Raw genomic sequence first — 23,067 nt, 5'->3', positions numbered from 1 at the left:
GCGAGGTGGGGGGAGTCCGACGCATGCGTCAGTCCGAACAGTCACCCCTGCTTCTCACCCGGCCGGACATCGCGAAGCTGGCGAAGGTGCGGCGTGCGGTCGTCTCCGCGTGGGCACGGCGCTACTGCGGTGAGGATCGCCCCTTCCCTCGGCCGACAGTCGTCGACGGCATCCTGGACAAGTTCGACGCAGACGAGGTTGTCGAGTGGCTGCGGTCTCGAGGGCTCGGCAACAACAGTTCCTTTGCCGAGGACGTCGCGATCCACGCCGCGCTCGACCACGGGACCTCGCTGCACCCGCATGCCGTGATCGACGGTGTGACGGCTCTGCTGGCGGTCAAGACGATGCTGGGGGAGTCGCTCGGTGAGCTGACTCCGGACGACCTGCTCGACGAGGTGGAGGAACTCGATCCGGACAACGAGTTCCTCTGCGACGAGATCGCGGCACTGGGTGAGGAACTCGGGACCTTTGCGCGGTACACCGATCGGATGTCCGACGCGGCGTTCACCGCGGTGGATGCGTTCGAGTCCGTGATGGCGCGCCGGTTCCGGATGCAGCGCCCCGAACTGTCCGACACGGCGCTGACCCCTGCCGCGTTGTCGCTGTGCGCACGGGTGAGTGTGGCTCTCGCGGACGACCACGACACGCTGTTCGTGGACCCGGCGCCGACGAGCACCGACTTGCTGGTCGCAGTGCGGGCCGCATTGCCCGAGTACGCGGAGCCGACGGTCATGACCGGAGCGTCGTCCGTTCCGGCGGCGCGCCTGGCGCTGCGGCGGCTGGCGGCGCACGGGTTGCGGCGCGAGAGTCCGCCGGAGGGTGGGTTCGGTGCCGACTTCAGCGTCGGCCGTCCTGCGGTCTTTCTCACCCAGTACCCGTCGGCGTCCACGATCGACTATTCGGATGTCGACGTCCTCGCGGAGATCGAGAACATCTCGTTGCAGATGGGTCCGGGTCAGTGCGCGGTGATCATCGGTCCGGCGGCGACGTTAGTCGACCCGCTTCGTGATCGCGACGCCGATTCGGTGCGCTCGGACCTGCTGCGCTCGGGCCACCTGCGGGCTGTCATCCGGCTGTCGGAGGGACTGCTGCCGGCCCGCCCAGGGACGTCGATGGCGTTGTGGGTGTTGGGTGCGCAGGACGGCACCATCTCGGTCGCAGAACGGCACACGGTGCTGGCCGATCTCAGCGCAGTCGAGCTCGCGGACGACGTCGTCGACGGCGTGATCGCGGACGTGGCTGCCGCGATGGGTACGTGGAAATCGGTGCGCGCCCATGCGTTTCGGTTCAGTCACGTCCACAAGATTGCGGAACTGCTGGCGACCGGCGGCGTGCTCACCGCGAAGCCGAAGGTGCACCGCCCTCGGGTCGATGCCGGTGAGGCCGCGGCCCGCGTGCTCGAGCTGGTGGGCGCCATCGACGCGGCTGAGGTTGCCGGCGGTGGACTCGATCTGTGGGTGGAGTACCGAGCGGCGAAGGACCAGCAGTTCCAGACGGCCGGCGAACTTGCAGCCGCGAAGGAACTCCGAGTGCTGTCGGGCAACCGGATCGACGCCGTCGACATCGAAGCAGACGGTGCGGTGCCGGTCATCGGTGCCGACGAGGTCCTCGGTCGCTGCGAGATCGGGTCACGGGGCATCGACCGTCTGACGTTCGTCACCGACTATCCCAGTGGCCGCTACACCGAGCCGGGAGACATCGTCTTCTGCACCAGCCCGTCGTTCGGGGTGATCGTCGATGTCGAGGGCTCATCGGTGGCGATGTGGCCGGCGCGGATCCTCCGGATCGCGGATTCGGCCGCATCCGGGCTGATCCCGGAACTTGTTGCGCGGCATCTGCAGAGCCGCGGGGTGGGGGCCAAACCGCCGGGGGCGATCCGCAGCGGATCGGCGTGGAAGACGTGGGAGATCCCGCGAGTGCAGGCCGACCAGGTGGGTGTGGTCACCGCCGCCCTCGCCGACCTCCGGGAGCGTCGGGCAGCTGCTCGACGACTGCTGCACACCATCGACGACTTGACCATCACACTGGTGGACGGCGTGGCGCACGGAGCGCTCACCGTCGCACCGGCACCACCGACCGTCCCAGAGAAAGGCTGACGATGCCACCGAGGAAGAAGGCCGCGGTCTCCGCGCCGTCGACGATGAAGGAACTCAAGGACACACTGTGGAAGGCCGCGGACAAGCTGCGCGGCTCCATGGATGCCTCGCAGTACAAGGACGTGATCCTCGGACTGGTGTTCCTCAAGTACGTCTCCGACGCGTTCGACGAGCGCCGTGAGCAGATCCGGGAGGAACTGATCGCGGAGGGGATGAACGACGAGCAGATCGGGACGCTCATCGACGACGAGGACGAATACCTCGGCAGCAGTGTCTTCTGGGTGCCGGAGTCGGCGCGTTGGTTGCATCTCGCGCAGAACGCCAAGGGCATCCAGGAGGCCGTCGGTGTCGAGGGTCGGACGGTCGGTCAGCTCATCGACGGTGCGATGCAGGAGCTGATGAAGGCCAATTCCACTCTCGCAGGCACGCTTCCGATGATCTTCAACCGGGAGAGTGTCGACCAGCGCCGGCTCGGTGAGCTGATCGACCTGTTCGGTGACACCCGCTTCACCGGGCACGGCGCCACGAAGGCGCGGGACCTGCTGGGCGAGGTGTACGAGTACTTCCTCGAGAAGTTCGCGCGTGCGGAGGGCAAGCGCGGTGGCGAGTTCTACACGCCCGCCGGTGTGGTGCGGGTGCTGGTCGAGATGCTCGAGCCGTACAGCGGTCGCGTGTACGACCCGGCTTGTGGTTCGGGTGGCATGTTCGTGCAGACCGAGAAGTTCGTGGAGCGGCACGGCGGCAACCCCACCGAGGTGGCGGTGTACGGCCAGGAACTCAACGAGCGCACGTGGCGGATGGCGAAGATGAACCTCGCGATCCACGGCATCACCGGCAACCTCGGGGACCGCTGGGAAGACACTTTCGCCCACGACAAGCATCCGGATCTGTTGGCGGACTTCATTCTTGCCAATCCGCCGTTCAACATCAAGGACTGGACCCGCAAGGAGGACGATAAGCGCTGGAAGTTCGGTGTTCCGCCGGCGGGCAACGCGAACTACGCGTGGATCCAGCACATCATCTCGAAGCTCGCCGAGCGCGGCAGCGCCGGCGTCGTCATGGCCAACGGTTCGATGTCGTCGAATTCCGGTGGCGAGGGCGAGATTCGGGCACAGTTGGTGGAGGCGGACCTGGTCTCGTGCATGATCGCGCTGCCGACACAATTGTTCCGTAGCACCGGTATCCCGGTGTGCGTGTGGTTCTTCGCGAAGGACAAGGCTGTCGGCCCCAAGGGCAAGATCGACCGCCAAGGTCAGGTGCTGTTCATCGACGCCCGCAGCATGGGCTACATGGTCGACCGCGCCGAGCGGGCACTGAGCGACGACGACATCGCCAAGATCGCCGGCACGTTCCACGCTTGGCGCGGAACGGAATCCGCTTCAGGTTCTGTCTACGAGGATGAGGCGGGCTTCTGCTACTCGGCCACCCTCGCCGAAATCAAGGAAGCCGACTACGCACTCACACCCGGCCGCTACGTCGGTGCTGCGCCGATTGAGGACGATGGCGAGCCGATCGCGGAGAAGCTGGAGCGGCTGACCAAGGAACTGTACGAGCAGTTCGACAAATCGGCGCGGTTGCAGGAAGTCGTGCGCGAGCAGTTGGGGAGGGTTTTGTGAGCCTAGGGATGCGCCATCTCGCCGAGCCTTCCCGAGCGGGGTGGTCCATCGAACCGCTGGCGAATTTTGTCGAGAGAATCACCTACGGCTTCACCAATCCGATGCCGACGACCGGTGAAGGCCCGTATTTGGTGACAGCGAAAGATATTCACGACGGCGCCATCGACTATTCGACTGCGCGACATACCTCAATTGACGCCTATTCCAACCTGCTCACGGAGAAGAGTCGGCCGCGCGTAGGTGATGTTCTTCTGACTAAGGACGGCAGCATAGGCCGAGTTGCGGTGTGTGATCGTGAGATGGTTTGCATCAACCAGTCCGTTGCCACCATGCGCCCGAACGAACGCATCAGTTCTGACTTTCTGTCATACCTGCTTCAGGCGCCGCACTACCAGAAGTTGATGGAAAACGATTCCGACGGATCGACCATCAAGCACATATACATTACACGTGTCGGCAAGATGTCAGTTAGCGTGCCGCCGATCGCCGAACAATCCGCTATTGCCGAAGTCCTCGGAGCCCTCGATGATAAGATCGCCGCGAACCGCAAGCTCGCGGAGACGATCGATTCTCTCGCAGATGCGCATTTCACGCGACTGACGAAGTCCAACTCTGAGCCCGCGGGGTCTGGCAGATCTGTCGGCTTTTCTGAGACGACAATTGGTGAATTGGCTGGGATGGGTGGTCTTCTTTTCAGTGATGGCTACCGGACTAAGAGTAGTGAGCTGAGGGAAAATGGCTTCCGAATCATTCGGGTTGCGGACATCGTTGGGGGGGAGGTAGCGGCTGAGGGGTCCGACTTCGTGTCGGCAGACCGCCGCTCGTCGATTGGGGCGAAAGCTGGTGAGCCCGGCGACATTCTCCTGACGACTAAGGGAACGGTTGGCCGGATCGCAGTGTACGAGGGAGGCGGCGACGAGGTGGTCTACAGTCCGCAGATCTGCTTCTTCCGTGTACGTGAGAATGCCGAGATCGAGCGGACGTACTTGCGGCGATGGCTGGCCTCGGACGAATTTCGGCGACAGGCGCTGTACCTCAAGTCGAATACTGACATGGCGGACTACATAAACCTCGCCGACATGCGATCGCTGAAGTTGAATCTGCCCGCAATCTCGAGGCAGCGCGAACTTGCCCGAACGCTAGAGCCGTTGGACTCACTGCTTGCGTCGTCCAGGAAGGAATCCCGCACCCTCGCCGCCACTCGCGACGCCTTGCTCCCACGTCTGATGTCCGGGGAACTCCGTGTCCGTGATGCGGAGCGTCAGGTCGAAGCGGTGCTGTGAGGGACGGGACTGGATTGGATGCGGGGCAGCCCGGGATCGTCGAATTCGGTGCCCCGCAGGTGATCGCGGATCTCGACCAGGAAGCCTGGGCGCACCTGCGGTCGCTGGTCGAGCGGATCGAAACGCATTGGCCGGCTGATGGATCGAACTTCCGGGTCCAGTGGAACCGTGAAGACGCACCCGATCCGATCGTGGACGAGATCGTGACTTTCCTCCATGACCACCAGTTGATCGGCCCCGATGGCCTCGAAGGGAAGTGGGTGGTCGATCAACTGAACCTGATGGGCATGCGGAATCTTGCCCTGCGGCTCGGTCCGACCGAGGTTCTCGGGATGATCGCCAACACTATTGGCGTCGGTCGCCCATCGGAGCGGGCGACCCGCGACGCACTGGAGTCTGGAATGCTGCCGCCGCTCCTGGAACGATTGCTCGACTTCCAACCAGTCGGTGAGCAGTAGGCGGCCGCCGCATTCGCTGCTGAAGAACGGGGGGACAGGCAATGATGGATCGCGCTACTCGCGTACCGGAAGACGCCCTGGCGGCGCTGAACCCGCAGGATGTCGCTGAGTTGCGGATGCTCGTCGAACGAATTCGACTGCACGAAGGTGAATTCGGATACGTGAAGCGTTCGGAGCCGACCCGGGCTGGCGTGTTGGGGTTCGGCTACACCGTCGAGGATCCGTTGGTCACCGAATCGGTGCAGTGGCTTCACACCCACCGGTTGTTGGAACCCGCGTTCGTCGGACTCGCGAAACCAGCTGTCGAGCGACTGCCGGAGCGCGGAGATGTCGGCCCGGTGGTGGCAGGCTTCGATGTCGCCGAGGTGCTGGGATTGATGACGAGACTGGTTCTCGCTGATCGATTCTGCGAGGGTGCGCTCGTCGGCGTCTTCGACAATGGCACGATGCCGGCACTGTTCGATCGTCTACTCGTTCTGGCCACTGAGTTGTAGTCGTGGCACCTGTCCGAACCGTCGGTGGCACCTGTCACAATCACGTCAGAATCGGCGGGCACCCAGCCTGTCCCTGCACCGCACCAGGAAGATGATGAACGCCGTAACCCCGTACCTTCGTGTCATTGCCGGACTCTTCGCCGGCGTCGCGACCTGGCTGGCGATCGTCAGCCTCGTGCAACTCGACTTCGGCTCCGTCGCGATCTTCCTGATCATGGCGGCGGGCCTGTGGTACCTCGCCATCGGAAGACCGATCCGCGATCACTTCGCGCGGATCAAGGCCGAGAAGGACGCCCTGGCCGCCCGCGCCCAGGCCGGGCACGAGGCGTTCCTCGCCGGCGATACGTCCGCGGCCTTCGCGCCGCCGCCGGAGGCGCCGGCGAAGAAGCCTGTCCGTCGGGGTGTCGTCATCGCATCCGCATTCGCTGCTGTGTTCGTCCTGATCGGGATCATCGGTGACATCAGCGATGGACTCGACCCTGACTCGTCGACGGAGGACACCACCAAGACGTCCGCGACACCGGTTCCGGCGCCTGCGGCACCTGCACCGCCCGCAGCACCCGCCGTGCAGGCACCGCTTGCCCAGCAACCGACTTCGGCCGCATCGGCCGGTACCGGTACGGCGCAAGCGTTGATGCCGAACGTGATGTGCATGAACCTGCAGAAGGCGCAGGACACGATCCAGGAGGCCGGCGTTTACTACTCGCAGAGCGAGGACGCGACAGGCAAGGGGCGCATGCAGATCTCGGACCGCAACTGGGTGGTCGTGGCACAGAATCCCGCAGCCGGTGCCCCGATCTCCGAGGGTGACGCGATGCTGTCGGTCGTCAAGCAGGGGGAACCCGGAGACTGTTCCTGACACGCTCCGGCGTGCGTGAAACTGAAACAAAGGATTGAGGATTGACCAGTTCGGTAGACGATCTGAATGCACTGCTGGATCGGGCCCGGTCTGCCGCTCGGGCATTGACCGACGAACTCGAGTTCGCGCTCGCACTCGTCGCGGAAGAGGAATCCCTGGAGGTGAATCTCCAGCCGCGCGTACTGGCCTGGAACCGCGCCCGCACCGAACTCGCAATGGCTGTGTTCGGTGAATCCGACTTGCCTGCAGGCAGGTTGGCCGCCTGCGAGACGGCCATCGTCGACCGACGCCGTGTCGCTCAACTCGAGGAGGAGTACCGGCAGGCCGAGGCGGAGCTCCGCTACCTCGAACAGTCCCCGAGCGGCCTCGTGAGCGAACTTTCGGCCCTGATCGAGAGCAAGCGCGAGCGGGTGGCGAAACTCGAAGCGGAACTGGACGTCATTCGCCCGCCCAAGCCCGTGCAGCCGTCCGAACCTGTGCGGGCGCAGCAGTCGACACCCAGGCCGACCCCGAGCCCGCCGCCGGCTCCGAAGGCGAAGGTGCAGGCACAACCGATCCCCCGCCCGGCGCCGGTGCCGAAGGCGGTGCCCGCGCCGCAGCCGAAACGGTGCGGAGTGTGCCTGGAGGTCAAGAATCTGTCGCGGTACGAGGACCGTTGGCGGTGCGGAACGTGTCTTCCCCTGGAGAGGGAGATCGCTTCTTCGAAAAGGGCTCTCGCTGCGCTCGGGGCGCCGCCGCTCGAGAAGGCCGTACAGAGTGAGGTTGCCGGAATGGCCAGGATTCGAGCGGAAGGTCGGGAAGCGATCCACGCCCTCGCATCGCGGCGACGTCAGCCGCCCACCGCCGCACCATCCGCGACCAAGCCGAGGATCCAGCGCAGCGTGCCGCAGAAGTCCTCCACCTCGACAGGCAAGCCGCGCGGACGCAGCGTTCGCTGATTCGGCAGACCGTTCGTTCCGGCTGGATCTCGGCAAACGCCTGAGATTGTCGGCCAGGCGGACTAGAGTCGAAAATATGTTCGATTCAGGGGTGTTGATGGAGACGGCGGACGCGGACGTGGCCGCCGTCCTCGTCGCGAGGCATGCCCGAATCGCGAGGGAACAGTTCGGTGAGATCGACGCGGTGACGACGCTGTTCGTCACCCGCTGCGAGGAGGACGCGCGGCTCGGCCGGAACGAGGCGCACCACGGCGAATTCGCGCACGTCGAGGTCGCCGGCATTCTGGGGCTCACCGAGACGGCGGCGCGGCGAATGATCGGACTCGGCTGTGATCTGCGGTGGCGCCTGCATCAGGTTCGTGCACAGTTCCAGGCCGGGCGGATCGATCTCGCGAAAGCCCACGCACTGTCCGAGGCGCTGGCAAACGTGTCCGACGACAAACTCGAGGAGATCGAGCGCTGCCTGCTCGACGGCGCGGATCGGTCGAGCACCACCCGGCTGAAGGAACGCGCTCGACGCCTGATCGCCCGACTCGATCCCGACGGCGCGCGGGAACGACGCCGGCGTGCCACCGAGGACCGCGACGTGCGCGTGATCGCCGGCGAGGACGCAATGTCGCAGCTCGACGGACTGCTCCCCGCCGAGGACGGCCGTATCCTCGCAACCAGACTCCGTGCCATGACCTTCGACGCCTGCGGGCGCGATCCGCGGACGCAGGCCCAGCGTCGTGCAGACGCCCTCGTCACGCTCGCTTCCGGTCACACCCACCTCGAATGCCGGTGTGGACGAACGGATTGCACAGCGCGCGTCGACACAACAGCGAAACGTGGCTCCGGAGTCCAGATCCAGGTCCTCGTCGGGGTCGACGCAGCGACTCTGCTGGGATTCGACGACGCTCCCGGCTACCTGTCGGGCTACGGCGCAATTGATGCCGACCTCGCCCGCGAACTTGCCGCTGATGCCACGTGGAAACAGGTCCTCACGCTGTCCGCAGCCGACCGCGCGATGCTCAGCGGGAGCGGCGACACCGGGCCGGTCCTCGGAATCGGCCCGGCTCTGCCGTCACCCGCGCACTCCCCGCAAGCGGTCGCCTCGCGAACCCGAGAACGCTTGCGGGCAACAAGATACCGGCCGAACACGCAGTTGGCGGAGATCGTCAGGACCCGGGACGGTGTGTGCCGCTTCCCGAATTGCGGCGTGCCCGCCACCGCGTGCGACCTCGACCACACCGTCCCGTTCGATCACGACAACCCCGACCGCGGTGGACTCACCATTGAATCGAACCTGGCGTGCCTGTGTCGAACCCACCACCGGCTCAAGACACTCGGCTACTGGACCGTCCGCCAAGTCGGGGCCGGCCGACTCGAATGGGTCGACCCCACGGGCCGGGCCACCGAGACACGTCCGGAGGGGCCCTTCTCCGATCCGATGTCGCCGTCGAGCCTGCGGGCCGGGGGCGATCCACGACTCGCCGCTCGACTCACCGACAGGGACACTCTCCGAAGGCTGAACTACACGCGCGCCGAACTCGACCTCGACTTCCTCCTCGAAAGCCACATCCCATTGCAGCAACGCAGACGCCGCGGATCCGAGCAGAGACGGGCCGGCCACCACAACTCGACGGACACTACGGGCGCTGCAGCACCGTTCTGACGCCGGTGGGCGGCCGGCGGCGCCGTCGGTGCACGTTCACTCGGGCAGCCATCCCACCGGCCCCCAGGTCGATTCGGGGTGGTCACGCTCCGCCAAGGTCGTGAAGACGTCGGTGAGTTCCGCGTAGTCGGCGTCGTCGAAGTACCTGTCGAAGATGAGTTGCGCGATGGTGTTCATGAGGCTGAGGGGTAGTGCGATGCGGTGGCTGTCGGCGATGTGCAGGCCGGCGAGGATTGCCTCGTACGGTTCGCCGCAGGAGACGGCGTTCCGGACCAGGCGCACCAACTCGTCCGGTGCCGAGTCCACGGCCTTGCTCAGGTCGGTCGCCGCCGGAAGCACCAGATTCCTCGGATAGTCGTCGGGCAGTTCGTTGAACACCACGCCGTCCCCGCTGAGCGGATACGCGGTGACCACCTGCGGTTCGGAATCCGGTCGGCGCCGCCACACCACACAGATCCACACGCCGTCGAATTCGCGTTCGTCGAACACCGTGCAGCCGATGACCGTTCGCGCCAACGGTTCGACCGTTGTCGACTCGATCCGCTCCATCACCGTCTCCCGCGACCAGGTGGCGGGAAACTCGGTCTTGCCCGGCAGTCCCACCCCGGCACCGTGACCGCCGGCGGGCGGTCGGTACAGGGTGGCGGCGAACTGCTCCGCGAGTTCCCGCGACGACGGCGTCACGACCGGTTCAGGATGCTCCTCGGCCCAGTCGTCCACGCCGTTGCGCCGCAGCCACTCCCGCGGCCCGAGCTCGCCGATCTCGTCCGCGAACAGGCTGACGACGGGCAGCGGATGCGCATGCGACGGCGCCCCCCATCCGTCGCACAGGGTGCGGATGCGCGCGTGCGACACCAGCAGTCGGTACACCGGCTGCGCCGCCCCCGGGACGGCGTCGGCAGCGTAGGCCGCGAACTCGAATCCGTCCCTGCCCGCGCCGATGAAGAGCTTGCGCCCGTCCGGGTCGGCACCGATACCGAGAAGCATCACGTCCACCTCGGCAGGCCGGTGCACACCGAGACTGTCGTGCCGCATCCCTCCCGTGCCGGCCACTGACGTCCGACCGGCCTGCCAGAGAACGAGATCGAGGAACAGCTCGCGTACCAGTCGCCGGTCGTCCGCATCGAGATCACTGCCGACCCCCGACGGCCGGAGCAGCGCGTCGTGCGCATCGCACCACTCGGCGACCGTTCCGCCGGCGCTGGCGATCACCGATCGGATGGCCGCCACCCGATCGGCGTCGCGAAAGTTGTTCCGGCCCAGAGGTTCGACGCGAACCCGAGTCCCGGGGATCAGCCTCCAGCCGGTGTACGGCCCGATGCTCTCCGACACCGGAGGGCCGTTCTGCTCGCGGGACTCGGCGAGATGGTCCCAGATGGCGTGGGCGCTTGCCGGCCGGGCGTCCAGCAGGCCGCTGTGGTCGTCGAGCCGGTCGAGCAGTTCGTCGAGCACCTCGCGGGCCGGGACGGCGGTGTAGTGGCGGGGATCCCGTCCCTGATGCCAGATGCCGGGGATGCCCGTGACGTGATAGACCACGTCCGGGTCGGGTGAGGCGACGAGCGCGTCGTCGTTGCAGCGGGTGATCTCGATGCGGTCGGATACCGGCTGCGCGAGATGCCGCCAGAGTGCGCAGGCGTCGGAGTAGCGGAACGCCGACGCGGCGGATTCCACCGCCGCGGCGTGCGGTGCGGACATCCAGTCGGGCCGGATCGCACCGCTGGCCCCCCAGTGCGCGGGATTGTGCGTGTGGACGATGCCGCGCCGTGGTCCCACGGCGTACTCCAGTGTGGCGATGCGTTCGGCGGCCGAGCCGGACATGTGTGTTCCTCCCCTTGATCTGCTGACGAAATGAATCGGGCGGGCGCGGGCACCCCCCAGCGCTCGCGCCCGCCCGGTCGGGCCGCTAACGAAGTGCGACGCGCGAGCCACCCGAGAACACCGAGTCGTGCAGTTCCATCTCGGCCGGCACAGCGTCGGCGGGCATGTCGAAGACGACCTTCATCGTCACCTTGTTGCCGGGGTTGATCTCGTCCCAGAACGAGACGTCCGATTCGAGGGCGATTCCCGCCGACGTGTCGGCGGTGAACTTGCGCCCCTGGGAGTCGTACATCTCCTGGTCGCTCGGGCTCAGGCCCTTCGGCTTGTCGGAGGTGTTCTGCACGGTCATCGTCACGACCACGAACTGCCCCTGCGCCTTCTCGGTGAGGAACGGGTTGTCGCCGACCGTGGACAGGCCCGACTCGACGCCGGTGACGACGAACTCGAACTTGCCGTCGCGGACCGGTGCGTTCAGTCCCGGCAGCGCGTCCTTCACGGCCGGCGCGGCCGGCGCGGCCGGTGCGGCCGCCGGTGCCGCGGGTGCTGCCGCATCGCCGGCGACGACGGCTGCTCCCGCGGCCTGGCCGGTGGCGGGCTTCGGATCGTCCTCGCCGCCACTGCCGATCGCGCCGATCACGACGACGGCCGCGATGGCGCCGACGATCCACGGCCACTTCTTCGACTTCTTCGCCGGCTGGGCAGGCGGGGGAGTGGCCGGGAACTGGTTCGGCCCAAGGGGATTCTGAGGAGCAGTCATGGTGGGTCCTTCGGATGGAGGTCGAGTGAATCGGACGCGGGGCGTCCGTCGCCACGTTCGGTCGCAACGGACTGACAGGTTCGTTGCGGTGATGTCCCCATCGTGAGGAATGAACGAGGGCAATACCAAGGAGAAGTCTGATAACCGGGGTTATCAGTGAGGTTGAAGTGACCAATGAGGACGCCGCCGGGTGCCCGGTACTGTTTGCCCTGTTGTGTTGTTGTGAGGGAGGACATGGCAGTGATCGAAAGCCGCGCGCTGACAGAGAACGATTGGGAGCAGATGGCCCTCGACGTGCTCGGCGAACTCGGGTGGAAGCCCACCGCGGGAGCGGAGATCGCGCCGGGTTCGGGCGAGCGGGCGTCGTGGGACGAGCTCCTGATCGTGCCGCGCCTGCGGGCGTCGATCGCCCGGTTCAATCCGTACCTGCCCGACCACGTCGTGGACGAGGCAGTGGCCGCCGTCGCGACGGCCGGCTCGACCGATGCCATCGCCGAGAACGAGGTGATCCACCAGTTCCTCACCGAGGGTCTCCGGAAGATCACCTACGTCGACGAGTCGGGCGAGGAGACCACGCCCACCATCCGGCTGTTGTCTGCGGAACCGGACGACAACGACTGGCTCGCCGTCAACCAGGTGACGGTGGTGAAGGGCGACCATCACCGGCGGTTCGACATCGTGCTGTACCTGAACGGGATGCCCGTCAGCGTCCTCGAACTCAAGAAGGCCGGATCCGAGAACACCGGCCTGGTCCAGGCGCACGCGCAGTTGCGGACGTATCTGAAGGAACTCCCGCTCGCCTTCAGATTCGCTGTCTTCAACGTGATCTCGGACGGGATCACCGCGCGATACGGAACGCCGTTCACGCCGTTCAACCACTTCTCGCCCTGGAACGTCGACGACTACGGCGTTCCTGTCACGACCGAGTCCCTGACCGACGGCGCGACGCCGCTCGACACCGCGCTGCACGGACTGTTCAACCAGGAACGCTTCCTGCAGCTGCTCCGGAACTTCACCGCCTTCGACCGGGACGAGAGCGGCCTGCTGAAGCGGATTGCCAAGCCGCACCAGTACTTCGCGGTGAGCAAGGCTGTCGGCAAGACCGTGCAGGCGGTGGCCGACAACGGCAAGGCCGGCGTCGTGTGGCACACGCAGGGCTCCGGCAAGTCCATGGAGATGGAGCTGTACGCCAACCAGGTGATCCGGCATCCGGCGCTCGCCAACCCGACGGTCGTGGTGATCACCGACCGCACCGAACTCGACGGCCAGCTCTACGAGACGTTCCTGCGGTCGCGGCTGCTCCCGGAACAGCCGCAGCAGGTCCGCAAGCGGGAGGACCTGCGCCAGGAGCTGTCCGGCCGCACCACCGGCGGCATCTACTTCACGACGTTGCAGAAGTTCGGTCGCACCAAGGAGGAGCGGGATTCCGGTGCCAGTCATCCGCTGCTGACCACGCGCCGCAACGTCATCGTCATCGTGGACGAGGCGCACCGCAGCCACTACGACAATCTCGACGGCTACGCCCGGCACCTGCGGGACGCGCTGCCGCACGCGACGTTGATCGCGTTCACCGGCACACCGATCTCGTTCGAGGACCGCAACACCCAGGACGTGTTCGGCCCGACGATCGACACGTACGACCTGACGCGGGCGGTCGAGGACGGCGCCACCGTCCCGATCTACTTCGAGAGCCGGCTCGTCAAAGTTGCTTTCGCCGAGGACATCTCGGAGGACGATCTCGACGCCTCCGTCGACGAGGCGACGTTCGGGCTCGACGACACCGAACGTGACCGGATCGAGAAGAGCGTCGCGGTCATCAACGCCGTCTACGGTGCCCCCGCCCGGTTGAAGAAGCTGGCCGCGGATCTGGTCGAGCACTGGGAGATCCGCCGGGCCGCGATGCGCCCGTTCGTCGATTCCCAGGACGATCCGACGGCGACCGGGAAGGCGATGATCGTCGGCGCCACCCGCGAGATCTGCGCCAACCTGTACCGGGAGATCGTCGCACTGCGCCCGGACTGGCACAGCGACGAGCTGTCCACCGGGCGCATCAAGGTCGTCTACTCCGGCAACGCGAGCGACACGGCGCCGATCAGCGATCACGTGCGCCGGGACTCGGAGAACGCCGCGATCAAGAAGCGCATCAAGGACATCGACGACGAGCTCGAGCTGGTCATCGTCAAGGACATGATGCTCACCGGCTTCGATGCGCCGCCGCTGCACACGATGTACCTCGACCGGCCGCTCAAGGGCGCGTTGCTGATGCAGGCGCTGGCGCGGGTCAATCGCACGTTCCGCGGCAAGCAGGACGGACTGCTCGTCGCCTACGCGCCGCTGGCCGACAATCTCGCGCACGCGCTGGCGGAATACACCGAGACCGATCGGCAGCAGAAGCCGATGGGGCGCGACATCGACACCGCCGTCGACACCGTGAAGAATCTCATCACGATCATCGAGAAGATCCTGCACGGATTCGACTGGAATGCGCGGCTGCAGAAACCCGGTCGGCGGGCCTATGTCGATGCCGCCAATGCGACCGTCAACCATCTGCGCGATCCCCGCAATCCCGAGAACCAGGTGGGGGAGGGCGAGGAGACCCTCGCGGCCCGCTATCGCAAGTTCGCGTCGCAACTGTCGCGGGCATGGGCGATCTGCGGCAGTCAGGAGGCGCTCCGCGAGCAGGTCTGGAAGGCGCAGTTCTTCGAGGAAGTGCGCATCTACATGGCCAAGTGGGATGCGGAGGAACGCTACGCGCGGGGCCAGGCCGTACCCGAGGACATCCAACGGGCGCTGCGTCAGTTGATGGCGGCGTCCGTCGAATCCGGTGAGGTCCTCGACATCTACGACGCGGCGGGGATCCCGAAGCCGTCGCTGGCGGACATCAACGTCGACTTCATCCGCAAGGCGCAGGACGCGAAGAACCCCAATCTGGCGATCGAGGCGTTGCGGAAGCTGATCAACGACGAGGCGCGCAAGTCCGCCAAGCACAACGTGGTTCGGCTCCGGGCCTTCTCGGAGAAGCTCCAGACGTTGATGGTGAAGTACACCAACAGTCAGCTCACCTCCGCCGAGGTGATCGCCGCGCTGGTGGAGATGGCGAAGGAGGTGGCCGCCGAATCGAATCGCGGCAGTCACTTCACGCCGCCCCTCGACGAGAACGAACTGGCGTTCTATGACGCTGTCGCGCAGAACGAGTCGGCGGTCGAGGGGCAGGGCGAGGGCAAGCTCGCCGACATCGCCCGGGAACTGGTCTCGGTGATGCGCCGGGACGCGTCGACCGACTGGACAGTCCGGGAGGACGTCAAGGCCCGCCTTCGGTCACAGATCAAGCGGCTGCTGACCCGGCACGGGTATCCGCCGGACCGTCAGCCGGACGCGATCAAACTGGTCATCGAGCAGATGGAGGCCATCGCCCCGACGATGGCGGCCTGACCGTGGACCGGCTGCGCGGTCAGTGCAGCCGGTTCTGGGCGGCCTCGAGGCCGAGTTGCAGGACCAGCTCGGCAGCGTCGGCGGCTTCCTCGCACACGAGGTCGAGTTCCTTGCGTTCGACGCTCGAGAACGGCTTGAGGACGTAGTCGGCGGGATCCTGGCGTCCCGGCGGCCGGCCGATGCCGACGCGGGTGCGCAGGTAGTCCTTGGTGCCGAGGGACTGCGAGATCGAGCGCAGCCCGTTGTGGCCGCCCTCGCCACCGCCGAGCTTGAGGCGGATGGTGCCGAAGTCGAGGTCGAGTTCGTCGTGTACGACGACGATGCTCTCCGGCTTCACGGAGAAGAAGCGGGCGAGCCCGGACACCGCCCCACCAGACAGGTTCATGTACGACCGGGGCTTCGCGAGGATCACCTGCCGGCCCGCGATCCGGGTCTGGACGATCTCGGCGCCACTGCGCTTGTGGGCGCTGAACTTTCCGCTCACTCGCCCCGCGAGCACGTCGGCCACCATGAAGCCGATGTTGTGGCGGGTCTTCTCGTACTGCGGTCCCGGATTACCCAGGCCGACGACCAGTGCGGTGCCGGTCTCGTCACTCACCGAGGTGTCCTTTCACGATCCGTGTCGTACAAAGCAACGGCGCGCCGAACCCGAATCGGGTTCGGCGCGCCGCACGACGTTCAGCGTGGAGCTGCTCAGGCCTCGTCGGCCGGAGCCTCGGCAGCAGCCTCGGCCTGAGCGGCGACGATGTTGACGAGCAGCAGCTCGGCATCGTCGGCCAGGGTCGCGCCCTCGGGCAGCGCGACGGCACCGGCCAGGAACTGGGTGCCGATGGCGGCACCGGCGACGGAGATCTCGACCTGCTCGGGGATGTTGAGCGCCTCGACCTCGAGCTTGATGGTGGTGACCTCTTCGGTGACCAGCGCGCCGGGGCCGGGGATGCCGGTGACGACGACGGGAACCTCGACCGAGACCTTCTCGCCCTTCTTGACGATCAGCAGGTCGGCGTGCTCGATGTAGCGGCGGATCGGGTGGACGACGACCGACTTGGTCAGCGCCAGCTCGTCCTGGCCGTCGATGTCGAGGGTGATGACGGCGTTGGTGCCGTGCGCACGCAGGACGGCGGCGAACTCGCGAGCCGGGAGGTTCAGGTGCTTGGGATCGGTGCCGTGGCCGTACAGGACGGCGGGAACCTGGCCGTCGCGGCGAGCACGACGGGCGGCACCCTTGCCGAACTCGGAACGAGTGGAGGCTACGAGGCGGTTTTCGTCAGACATGGTGAACGGCTCCTACAACTCACGTGAGATTTCGCTGGCGGTCGATCGTGGTCGCGGGAGAGCCGGACTGACACGGACGGACGGCCGGGGAGCAGTACAGACTGCTCGAGCGGAGCCGTGGCCGCGTCGATCACGGTGATTCAGCGTAAAAGTACTTCGCGAATCGCCCTCGCCGAGACAACTCGAAACACTTTACCGGACGGCCTGCGGAAACGGGGAATCGGCCCGGCCGACGGCGAGGCGTCGACCGGGCCGATTCGGCGAGGCGTGAGTGTCAGGCCTTCGCGGCGCTCTTGCCGGCGCGGCGGCCGAAGAAGCTGCCGTCACCCAGCGAGGCGCCGCTGGCGTAGCCGCCGGCGGAGACACCCGAGGTGCAGCGACCCGCGGCGAACAGTCCCGGGATCGGCTCGCCGGAGACGTGGAGAACCTCGGAGTCGACGCTGGTGCGCAGGCCACCGAGGGTGAAGCCGCCGGTCATGCCGCGCAGGTCGATCGCGGCGACGGGGGAACCGATCGGCTTGACCCATTCGGTCTTCTTGCCGAACAGCGGATCCTCGCCGTTCGCGGCGTGGCGGTTGTAGACGTCGACCGTCGCCTGCAGCGCACCCGCGGGCAGGCCCATCTCGGCTTCGAGCTCCTCGACGGTCTCGGCGACCCAGTTGGGCTGCCGGCGCAGCTGCGGGCTCGACGTCGGACGAGTCATGCCCTCCTCGTACGCCTCCTCGTCGATGACCAGGAACGCCTGGTTCTGGTTCTCGATCAGCGTGGCCTGGCCGACGCGGCCCGGGTAGGTGTCCTCGTTGATGTAGCGCTGACCGCGGCCGTTGACCAGGATGCCGCGGATGAACAGCTGCGGATCGCAGAAGAACGCGACCTCGGTGGCGTCCATGTGCGCGAGGTCGGCACCGAGCGCCTGCGCCATGCGGATCGCGCGGCCGTCGTGTTCCTCGATGGAGGCGGCGGGACGCCCGACCAGCCGCGGGGCGTACGACGCGAGCATGTCGTCGTTGTACGCGAAGCTGCCGGTCGCGAGCACGACGCCCTTGCGGGCGCGGACCGAGACGTCCTTGCCGTACTGCTTGGCCTGCAGGCCGACGACGCGACCGTCGACATCGACGATCAGGGCCTGCACGCGCATGTCGTACTCGGCCTTGACGCCCAGCTCGGCGGCTTTGTCGGTGAGCGGCTTCATCAGCATGTAGCCGCCGCCCTTCTCGGAGCTGACGTGCTTGTCCTGCATCTGCGGGACGTGACCGCGCGGGGCGGGCGGGATGGTCGCGTTGAAGGGGGCGGAGTTCTCGCCACCGGTGTACTGCAGGCCGTCGTCGCCCGGCGGCTCCCAGCCCGGCTCACCCCAGAAGCTCATCTTGAACGGGACGCCACACTCGTCGACGAGCCAGTGGTAGTGGTCGACGCTGCCCTCGCAGTAAGCGTCGATCTTGGCCTCGTCGACGCCCGGGCCGAGCGCGGCCTTCATGAACGCCTTCATGTTGTCGACGGTGTCCTCGAAACCGCAGGCCTTCTGCACCGGGGTGCCACCGCCCATGTAGATGAACCCGCCGGCCATGGCCGCGGCGCCGCCCCAGCCGCCGGTGCGCTCGAGCACCAGGACCTCGGCACCTTCGGTGGCGGCGGCGACCGCGGCGGAGGCGCCGGCGACACCGAATCCGGCGACGACGACGTCGGCTTCGTAGGCCCATTCGGTGACTTGATCAGCCAGGATCGGTCGGATCGGGGTGGCGTCAGCCATGTGGTCGTCCTCTCGCGAATGAATGTGTGACACAGATCATTTACATGCGGTAGGAGTTCGGCGGCACACCGATCCCGCCCAGCGGGAACATAAGTCCGCTCCGGGTCCGGTCAGCGGAGGGTCGAGACCGTCCGGAGGAATCGCTCGACGTCGCTGTCGGAGACGAAGTAGTGCGGCGACGCGCGGACGACGGCGTCGAGACCGCGCGCGCTCATGTCCAGCAGGGTCGACGAGCGTCCACTCACCGTGACGGTGATCCGATGGTCCGCGAGGTGGTCGCGGACCCGGACGGGATCGACGCCGTCGACGGTGAACGTCACGATGCCGCTCCGGTCGACGCCCAGGTCCCGCACCTCGACGCCGGGCAGCGCGCCGAGTCCGTCGCGGAGGGCGTCGGCGCGCTCGGCGATCGCTGCTGCCACGTAGTCGATTCCGATGCCGAGGAGGTAGTCGGCCGCGGCGCCGAGTCCCAGTCGTGCGGCGACGTCGCACTCCCACAGTTCGAATCGTGTCGCATCCGGCGCAGGAAGATATTCGTCCGGTGAAATCCATTCCGCACCATGAAGATCGAGTGCGGACGGCATCAGTGATGCGGCGAGGTCGGGGCGCAGGTACAGGAATCCGGTCCCGCGGGGGCCTCGCAGCCACTTCCGCCCCGTCGCCGACAGCGCATCCACTCCGAGCGCATCGACGTCGATGGGAATCTGTCCGATCGACTGGCATGCATCGAGCAGCACCAGCGCGCCGTGTCGGTGCGCGAGGTCGACGACCTCCCGCACCGGGTTGATCAGCCCGCCGTTGGTGGGCACGTGCACCAGCGACAGCAGTCGGACCCGCTCGTCGAGCATCCGGTCGAGGGCGTCGAGGTCGATCCGCCCCGTGGGGTCGCTGGGGACCACCTCGACGGTCGCGCCCGCCGCGCCGGCACGGTGCAGCGCGGTGATCGCGTTGCTCGCGTACTCCACGCGGGAGACGAGGATCCGGTCTCCGGCGCCCAACGGGACGGACCCGAAGAACTCGCACCACGCCCGCGTGGCGCTGTCGACCAGGGCGATGGCGGCCGGTGTCGCGCCGATCAGCCGGGCGATCGAGGGGCGGACCGCGGCGAGGTCGTCGGCGCGCTCGGCGGCCGCGACGTACCCGCCCACCTCGGCCTCGCGGCGCAGGTGCCCGATGACGGTCGACAGCACCGGTTGCGGGGGCAGCGACGATCCGGCGCTGTCGAGGAACACCCGCTCGAGGCATCCCGGAGTGTCCTGCCGGAGTCGTTCGAGATCGAGCACGGCAATTCCTCCTCAGTGGTAGCCACAACGGGGAGCGGGCTCTACCCTCGAGAAGGACGCTCGACCGCCCCCGAGGGGAGGATGGCATGGTTCTTGCTGTCGAGTCCACCAGTTTGACGTCGCGGCCCGCAGCCGAGGCGTACGTCGGCGGGGTCTGTTTCAAGTTGGGTCCGCCGAGGCTGATCGGCGCGGAGCTCGAGTGGCTCACCGCGCACGCCGGCCCTGCCCCCACGCGCCCGGAACTGACTGCCATCGCCGCGGCTCTCGGCCCCCATGCACCCCCCTCGCTCGTTCCCGGTTCCCCTGCTCGGCCCCTGCCGGACGGCAGTCTCGTCACCGTCGAACCCGGCGGTCAGATCGAACTTTCCAGCGCTCCCCGTGACAGCGCTCGCGCACTGTGCGACGCCCTCGCCTCCGATGAACGGGTTCTGCGCACCCTCCTCGCCCGCCGTTCCATCGCCGCCCACTCCGGCGCCGCCGACACACGTCGCGCGGCTCGGCGGCTCCTCCAGCTGCCCCGGTATCGGGCGATGGAGGAACGCTTCGAGGGCATCGGCCCGTTCGGCAAGCTCATGATGTGCAACACCGCCGCGGTGCAGGTCAGCATCGACGCGGGTGCCGATGTCGACGAGGTGGCCGGTCGGTGGAACCTGCTGCACGCTGTCGGGCCCGCCCTGATCGCCGCGTTCGCGTGCTCGCCGCGACTGCAGGGCATCCCGCCCGGGGACTGGGCGTCGCAGCGAATGCGCACGTGGCTCGAGCTGGATCCGCCCCGCACCACCGGAACGTCCGACGTGACGGTGGATCCGGTCGGTGACTACGCCCGCTGGGTCCTCGACGTCCCGTTGCTGTGTGTGATCCGGGACGGGCCGTGCTGGACGGCGCCGCCGGGTGCGACGTTCGCGGACTGGATCGACGGCGGACTCGACGACGAACTGGGCCGCCGGCCCACCCACGCCGATCTGGACTACCACCTCACCACCGTGTTCCCGCCGGTACGAGCGGTGGGTCACCTCGAGGTGCGGTACTTCGACGCCCAGCCGGGCGATCTGTGGCGGGTCCCGATCGCGGCGGTCGAGGCGCTGTCGTCCTCCCCGGAGGCGGCGCGCGCGGCCGTGGCCGTCGCCGCCGCGACGCGGGGACGGTGGTCCGACGCGGCCCGGGCCGGACTCGGGGACGGGGAGGTGCGTGCCGCCGCGGTCGACCTGCTCGACCTAGCGGCCACGCACGCACCGGACCGGGGACTGGCGGCGGGCCTCGGTGCCGCAGCGGCGCGTTGTCGCCGCGGGCGATACGTGACGGGGGAGCAGTCGTGACGGGGGTCCGCGAGCAGTTGGAGACGGCGCTGCTGCGGGCGCGGGAACGCAGCAACATGCTGACCGAGTGCGTCGACGACGCCGACCTGGTGGCGCAGCACTCGCCGCTGATGAGCCCGCTGGTGTGGGATCTCGCGCACATCGGCAACCAGGAGGAACTGTGGCTGGTTCGCGACGTGGGCGGTCGTGACCCGGTCCGCCGGGACATCGACGAGTTGTACGACGCCTTCAAGCATGCGCGGTCCACCCGCCCCGCACTGCCGCTGCTCGGGCCCGCCGAGACGCGGCGCTATGTCGGCCAGGTTCGCCACAAGATGTGGGATGTGCTGGACGCGAGCAGTTTTCGTGGGCGACGTCTCGAACACGACGGGTTCGCGTTCGCGATGATCGCGCAGCACGAGCAGCAACACGCCGAGACCATGCTCGCCACCCATCAGCTGCGGAAGGGGGCCCCGGTGCTGACCGCGTCGCCGGTCCCGGCCGGCGCCGCGCTCCCCGCTCGCGAGGCGGTGATCCCCGCGGGGGAGTTCACGATGGGAACCTCCGACGATCGGTGGGCACTGGACAACGAGCGCCCCGCGCACCGGGTGTACGTCGAGGAGTTCGCGATCGACACCGCGCCGGTGACGAACGGCGACTACGCGCGCTTCATCGACGACGGCGGATACCGGCGGCGCGAGTTGTGGAGCGACCGCGGGTGGCGGCACCGACACGAGTCCGGGCTCGAGGCGCCGATGTTCTGGACCGGTGACGGGAGCGGCACCTGGTGGCGGCACCACTTCGGGGGCCTCGAGCCCGTTCCCGCCGAGGAACCGGTGGTGCACGTCTGCTGGTTCGAGGCGCAGGCGTACGCGCGGTGGGCCGGCAAGCGGCTGCCGACGGAGGCGGAATGGGAGAAGGCGGCGCGGTGGCACCCGGTGAGCGGGCGGTCGCGACGGTTCCCTTGGGGCGACGACGAACCCGACCGGACCCGGGCGAATCTCGGGCAGCATCACCTGGGTCCGGCGCCGGTCGGCGCGTATCCCGCGGGCGCGTCCCCCCTCGGTGTGCAGCAGTTGATGGGCGACGTGTGGGAGTGGACGGCGTCGGCGTTCACGGGCTATCCGGGGTTCGCGGCGTTTCCGTATCGCGAGTACTCCGAGGTGTTCTTCGACGGCGACTACCGGGTCCTGCGCGGCGGGTCGTTCGGCACCGATTCGATCGCGTGCCGGGGCACCTTCCGGAACTGGGACCATCCGATCCGGCGGCAGATCTTCGCCGGCTTCCGCTGCGCCCGGGACACGTGATGTGTCGGCACCTGGGTTACATCGGCCCGACACGGTCCGTCCGGGAGGTCATCTCGGCGGGCGAGTTCTCGCTGCTGCGGCAGTCGTGGGATCCGCGGGACATGCGCGGCGGCGGCACCATCAACGCGGACGGGTTCGGTGCGGCGTGGTGGGGGCCGACGCTGTCGCGGTACCGCAGCGCGATGCCGATCTGGTCGGATCCGGTGCTACCCGAGATGCTGTCGCGTGTCCGCTCGCACGCGGTGCTGGCCGCGATCCGCTCGGCGACCGTCGGGATGCCGGTCGAGCGCACCGCGTGCGCGCCGTTCGTGTCCGGGCATTGGGCGTTCAGCCTCAACGGCCGCATCGCGAACTGGCCGGAGTCGATGGCCGGTCCCGCGTCCGCGCTGCCCCCCGTGGATCTGCTGGGGCTCGAGGCGCCCACCGATTCGGCGTTGCTGTGGCTGCTCGTCCGGCACGCCCTGCGCGACAACAGCCCCGAGGTGGCCCTGATGCAGGTGACGGCGGCGGTGAATGAGGCGGCTCCCGGGTCGCGACTGAACATGCTGCTCGGCGACGGGCGTCAACTGTGGGCGACCACGTGGGACCACTCGCTCTCGGCACTCGTCGACGACGACCGCGCGGTGGTCAGCTCCGAACCGTACGACCGCAACCACAACTGGAAGGAGGTACCGGACGGGCACATCGTCACCGCACGTCCCGGCCACCTGATCACGACCCCGCTGTGAGCGTCATCCGAGAAGGTTCTGGAG

18 protein-coding genes are annotated in these 23,067 nt (G+C 67.5%); 12 read left to right on the top strand and 6 right to left on the bottom strand.

Annotated elements, in window-relative coordinates; genetic code table 11:
* Positions 1-23: 23 nt before the first annotated feature.
* The 8 genes from IJ15_RS0119620 (at position 24) to IJ15_RS0119585 (ending at position 9,398) form a co-directional block, all read left to right on the top strand.
* Complete coding sequence (locus IJ15_RS0119620) at positions 24-2,096, top strand: hypothetical protein (RefSeq protein WP_051919249.1); 2,073 nt, start codon at positions 24-26, stop codon at positions 2,094-2,096.
* A gap of 2 nt (positions 2,097-2,098) precedes the next feature.
* Positions 2,099-3,712 (top strand): class I SAM-dependent DNA methyltransferase, encoded by a 1,614-nt coding sequence (locus tag IJ15_RS0119615; protein WP_031940045.1) that lies wholly within the window; start codon positions 2,099-2,101, stop codon positions 3,710-3,712.
* A complete protein-coding gene (locus IJ15_RS0119610) occupies positions 3,709-4,995 on the top strand; it encodes a restriction endonuclease subunit S (RefSeq protein WP_081880830.1) in 1,287 nt (428 codons plus the stop codon). Before IJ15_RS0119615 ends, IJ15_RS0119610 begins: the two co-directional genes overlap by 4 nt.
* Before the next feature lie 14 nt (positions 4,996-5,009).
* Entirely contained in the window at positions 5,010-5,453 is a 444-nt protein-coding gene (locus IJ15_RS0119605) for a hypothetical protein (protein ID WP_031940043.1), read from the top strand.
* Positions 5,454-5,497: 44 nt separating this feature from the next.
* Entirely contained in the window at positions 5,498-5,947 is a 450-nt protein-coding gene (locus IJ15_RS0119600) for a DUF6508 domain-containing protein (protein WP_156112164.1), read from the top strand.
* A 94-nt stretch (positions 5,948-6,041) separates the two neighbouring features.
* Positions 6,042-6,806 carry a PASTA domain-containing protein gene (locus tag IJ15_RS0119595; protein ID WP_031940041.1) on the top strand — a complete coding sequence of 255 codons (765 nt, stop codon included), beginning with the start codon at positions 6,042-6,044 and terminating at the stop codon, positions 6,804-6,806.
* 41 nt (positions 6,807-6,847) lie between these two features.
* Positions 6,848-7,744 (top strand): hypothetical protein, encoded by an 897-nt coding sequence (locus tag IJ15_RS24910; RefSeq protein ID WP_156112163.1) that lies wholly within the window; start codon positions 6,848-6,850, stop codon positions 7,742-7,744.
* A gap of 76 nt (positions 7,745-7,820) precedes the next feature.
* A complete protein-coding gene (locus IJ15_RS0119585) occupies positions 7,821-9,398 on the top strand; it encodes an HNH endonuclease signature motif containing protein (protein WP_081880829.1) in 1,578 nt (525 codons plus the stop codon).
* Positions 9,399-9,434: 36 nt separating this feature from the next.
* Here the strand turns inward: IJ15_RS0119585 and IJ15_RS0119580 are convergent, their stop codons facing one another.
* Positions 9,435-11,216 carry an EndoU domain-containing protein gene (locus IJ15_RS0119580; protein ID WP_031940039.1) on the bottom strand — a complete coding sequence of 594 codons (1,782 nt, stop codon included), beginning with the start codon at positions 11,214-11,216 and terminating at the stop codon, positions 9,435-9,437.
* Positions 11,217-11,301: 85 nt separating this feature from the next.
* Complete coding sequence (locus IJ15_RS0119575; protein ID WP_031940038.1) at positions 11,302-11,973, bottom strand: DUF4352 domain-containing protein; 672 nt, start codon at positions 11,971-11,973, stop codon at positions 11,302-11,304.
* A 234-nt stretch (positions 11,974-12,207) separates the two neighbouring features.
* On the opposite strand from IJ15_RS0119575, the gene IJ15_RS0119570 reads away from it, so the two are divergent.
* Positions 12,208-15,405 (top strand): type I restriction endonuclease subunit R, encoded by a 3,198-nt coding sequence (locus IJ15_RS0119570; RefSeq protein ID WP_031940037.1) that lies wholly within the window; start codon positions 12,208-12,210, stop codon positions 15,403-15,405.
* Between the two features lie 19 nt (positions 15,406-15,424).
* Here the strand turns inward: IJ15_RS0119570 and pth are convergent, their stop codons facing one another.
* The 4 genes from pth to IJ15_RS0119550 all read right to left on the bottom strand — a co-directional run bounded on the left by pth (position 15,425) and on the right by IJ15_RS0119550 (position 19,713).
* Positions 15,425-16,003 carry an aminoacyl-tRNA hydrolase gene (gene pth / locus IJ15_RS0119565; protein WP_031940036.1) on the bottom strand — a complete coding sequence of 193 codons (579 nt, stop codon included), beginning with the start codon at positions 16,001-16,003 and terminating at the stop codon, positions 15,425-15,427.
* Positions 16,004-16,098: 95 nt separating this feature from the next.
* Positions 16,099-16,680, bottom strand: a complete 582-nt coding sequence (locus IJ15_RS0119560) for a 50S ribosomal protein L25/general stress protein Ctc (RefSeq protein WP_031940035.1) — start codon at positions 16,678-16,680, stop codon at positions 16,099-16,101.
* A 274-nt stretch (positions 16,681-16,954) separates the two neighbouring features.
* Positions 16,955-18,430 carry an FAD-dependent oxidoreductase gene (locus IJ15_RS0119555; RefSeq protein ID WP_031940034.1) on the bottom strand — a complete coding sequence of 492 codons (1,476 nt, stop codon included), beginning with the start codon at positions 18,428-18,430 and terminating at the stop codon, positions 16,955-16,957.
* Positions 18,431-18,540: 110 nt separating this feature from the next.
* The gene (locus tag IJ15_RS0119550; RefSeq protein WP_031940033.1) at positions 18,541-19,713 is read right to left on the bottom strand and encodes an aminotransferase class V-fold PLP-dependent enzyme; all 1,173 of its coding nucleotides are present in this window, start codon (positions 19,711-19,713) and stop codon (positions 18,541-18,543) included.
* An 86-nt stretch (positions 19,714-19,799) separates the two neighbouring features.
* Here IJ15_RS0119550 and egtA point away from each other — a divergent pair, with 86 nt between their 5' ends.
* Genes egtA through egtC form a run of 3 tightly spaced genes read left to right on the top strand, consistent with a single transcriptional unit; the run spans position 19,800 to position 23,043 of the window.
* Positions 19,800-21,029 (top strand): ergothioneine biosynthesis glutamate--cysteine ligase EgtA, encoded by a 1,230-nt coding sequence (gene egtA, locus IJ15_RS0119545; protein ID WP_031940032.1) that lies wholly within the window; start codon positions 19,800-19,802, stop codon positions 21,027-21,029.
* Positions 21,026-22,315 (top strand): ergothioneine biosynthesis protein EgtB, encoded by a 1,290-nt coding sequence (gene egtB / locus IJ15_RS0119540; RefSeq protein WP_197059869.1) that lies wholly within the window; start codon positions 21,026-21,028, stop codon positions 22,313-22,315. Before egtA ends, egtB begins: the two co-directional genes overlap by 4 nt.
* Positions 22,315-23,043 (top strand): ergothioneine biosynthesis protein EgtC, encoded by a 729-nt coding sequence (gene egtC / locus IJ15_RS0119535; RefSeq protein ID WP_031940030.1) that lies wholly within the window; start codon positions 22,315-22,317, stop codon positions 23,041-23,043. The genes egtB and egtC overlap by 1 nt, the downstream gene beginning before the upstream one ends.
* Positions 23,044-23,067 lie beyond the last annotated feature (24 nt).

This window comes from Prescottella defluvii (genome assembly GCF_000738775.1).
In the GTDB taxonomy this organism is placed as follows: domain Bacteria; phylum Actinomycetota; class Actinomycetes; order Mycobacteriales; family Mycobacteriaceae; genus Prescottella; species Prescottella defluvii.
The sequence above is the reverse complement of the archived record's forward strand: the minus strand, read 5'-3'. Positions and strand labels throughout refer to the sequence as shown.